General features: G+C 71.2%; 2 protein-coding genes. Both read left to right on the top strand.

Annotated features, from left to right (window positions below):
- Window positions 1-93 precede the first annotated feature (93 nt).
- On the top strand, window positions 94-1119 hold the full coding sequence (locus ACXJKL_RS18665; RefSeq protein WP_457208502.1) for a hypothetical protein: 1026 nt from the start codon (window positions 94-96) through the stop codon (window positions 1117-1119).
- Window positions 1116-2858: hypothetical protein (locus ACXJKL_RS18660; RefSeq protein WP_457208501.1), on the top strand; the 1743-nt coding region annotated here is incomplete at its 3' end. The genes ACXJKL_RS18665 and ACXJKL_RS18660, both read left to right, overlap by 4 nt.

The raw sequence follows: 2858 nt of genomic DNA, 5'->3' as shown, positions 1-2858 counted from the left end.
GGCGTGCAGCGATTGCACACCAGCGGCCCGGCGGCACGGTGCACATCCAGATCGCCCGCCAACGACGGGTGGCTGGATGAGAGGAACGGCCTGATGGCCAAGGAGCCCAAGCGCACGAAGCGCCCGAGCAAGGCCGCAGTCGCCCGGCTGCGGGAAGAGGTCGAGTCCCGGCCGACGAACGAGGAGCTGCCCGCCGAGGTCGTCGCGGTCATCGAGGCCTACGTGCCCGCTCGCGTCAGCGACACCACGATGGAGAAGGTCCGCCCGTTCCTGGTCGACGCCATCACCGCGTCGAGCCTGCGCGGCAAGGAGAGCGTGCGCAAGCACTGCAACCACATCACGCAGCTGGCCTGCTTCGCCCTCAAGCGCGGGCTGCCGCTCGAGGTCGCCACGGTCCTCACCACCGCCTTCATCGACGAGTACGTCCGCGTCGAGATGGCGGAGGAGACCGAGCACAACCGGGCCGAGCGCCGCCGCCGGCTGCTGGCCCTGGCGCGGACCGCCAACCCCGGGCCGGGCGTCCCGCCGAAGCTCACCCGGATCGGGCACAGCTCGGTCAAGCCCTGCTACTCCCCCGCCGAGCTCGCCGTCATCACGCGGGCGGCGCGGGTCCAGCCCACCGAGGCCCGGCAGCGCGACCTGGCCATCGTCGTCGCGCTCAGCGGCGGCGCGGGTCTCGACAGCGTCGACATGCGCGACCTACTCACCGACCACGTCGAGGACCTCGGCGAGGCGGGCATCCGAATCCACGTGCAGGGTCCCCGGCCCCGCGTCGTGGTGCTGCGGCGTCCGTTCGAGTCCCTGCTGCGCGGCGCCCTCAGGGGCATGCCGGCCGGACAGCTCCTCATCGGCCGTAAGCAGGACCGCCGCAACACCGCCGCCCGCGCCACCGAGCGCGCCGCTCTGCACAACGTCCCCCACATCGAGCCCGCCCGCCTGCGCGCGACCTGGATCGCGGACCTGATGACCGACTCCATCCCCCTCGCGGTCATCCTGCAGGCAGCCGGGCTGAAGTCCGCCCGGACCCTCGCCGAGCTGCAGCCCCACCTGGGGCCCTGGCTGGCGCACAAGGGCCTCACCGAGGCACCGAGCGCTGGGCTGCGGGGTGAGCAGCGATGAGCGCCAAGCGCCTCACCCGGCCGATGGTCGAGCGCACCGTCTGGATTGTCGACGAGAGCAATGTCATGGACGTCCTCGCCCCGCCTACCCCCGCGGGGCAGCGCGGCCGCAAGGGCCGGATCAGGGACAACACCCGGCTCTGGGTGATCGGCGTGATCCTGTGCACCCGGATGGGCCACGAGACCACGGTCATGGGGGTCTACGACGTCCTCACCCAGGCGCTGCCCCGGGAGATGCAGTGGGAGCTCGGCGTCCTGCGCCCCCTCACCACCACCAACGAGACCACGCGTGCCGCCCACGACCCCGAGGCGGCGCGCCTGACGAAGAACGGCAAGCCGCGCAAGGAGATCTGGACCGACTTGGGGTACGAGCGTCTCGGCTACGACGACCTCGTCAACGCCACCAACAAGCTGCGCGACCGCCTCGACTACGGGCACGGATCCGCGCCGGACCTCCCACCAGGAGAGCGGGTTCGTCGGCGGAGTCTGGTCGAGGACGCCGTGGACCGCCTCATCAAGGTCTCCGTCATCCCCCGCACGTGCAGCACCGTGGCCATCGACGGTACCGGCCAGTGGTCGTGGAACATCGGGCCCAAGACGGAGCAGCGCAACGCCCAGAAGCGCCTCGCGGCCGGCACCGCGCACGCCGTCAGCGAGGACGTCGAGACCGCCCTGCAGGTCACCAGCATCGTCGCCGACGACGACACGGCACCGGCACCGGCACCGGCAGCCACCACGACGCGGCTGCGCCACTGCCTGGACGCCGCGTGGGGCTACAAGACTGGGAAGGGCGGTCAGAAGGAGGTCGGCTACGGCTTCCACCAGCACACCGTCGTGCGGACGGCCGACCCGAACTCCACCGGTCGGCCGGAGCCGCTGCTCGTCGAGGGACTGGTCGTCGTGCCCGCCAACGAGGACGTCGTGGACGCCTCGCTGCGGCTCCTGGACCGGATCCAGCTCCGCTCCAAGATCACCCGGCTCGCCGGTGACCTGCTCTACACCAACCTCAAGGCCGACCGGTGGGCCGTGCCGCTGGCGCAACGCGGCATCGAGCAGGTCCTCGCCATGCGCGAGGACGGAGGCGGCTGCGTGGACATCAACGGCGCCGTCATGCAGTACGGCTGGATGCACTGCCCCGCCGCCCCGATGGACCAGCGTCCCCTCCCGGCGACCTTCGCCCGCGAGGAGGACGAGGAGCATTACGACGCCGTCGAGGAGTTCAAGGCCAACTGGGCCTTCGACCGCAAGGAGTCCGGACTGGGACGCAACCCGTCCTCGAAGTGGATCTGCCCGGCCATGGCCGGCAGGGGTGGCTGCTGGGCGCGCGGCACGGACAACGTCACCGTCGCCCGGGAGGCTGGCCTGCCCATCATCACGCCGCCCGAGGACTGGGAGTCGCGCCCCTGCTGCACCAACAAGACCATGGACTTCACCCCCGACCCGAAGAACCCGCACCACCAGCGTAAGCTCATGCAGCGAGAGTACGTCGGCACCCGCCGGTGGCGGCGCGCCTTCAACCTCCGCTCCAGCGTGGAGGGCGCGTTCGGGATCCTGAAGAACCCCAGCAGGCAGCGCATGCGCCGCGGTCAGAACCGGCTGCCCGGGTTGGCCATGGCCAACCTCATCAACGGCCTCAAGGCGTCTGTCTTCAACGAGGAGCAGCTGCGCAGCTGGCACGAGGAGACCGGCCTCGGTCCGGCTGACCACCCGCTCCTCCAGCCCGACCCGCACGACTGGGGG

The sequence above is a fragment of the Nocardioides sp. P5_C9_2 genome (assembly GCF_054049555.1).
This window is presented reverse-complemented; position numbering and strand designations above follow the sequence as displayed.

What these genes read in the sequence shown, in the direction of transcription:
- ACXJKL_RS18665 (WP_457208502.1), top strand. Translation starts at nt 94, where the DNA reads ATGGCCAAGGAGCCCAAGCGCACGAAGCGCCCGAGCAAGGCCGCAGTC.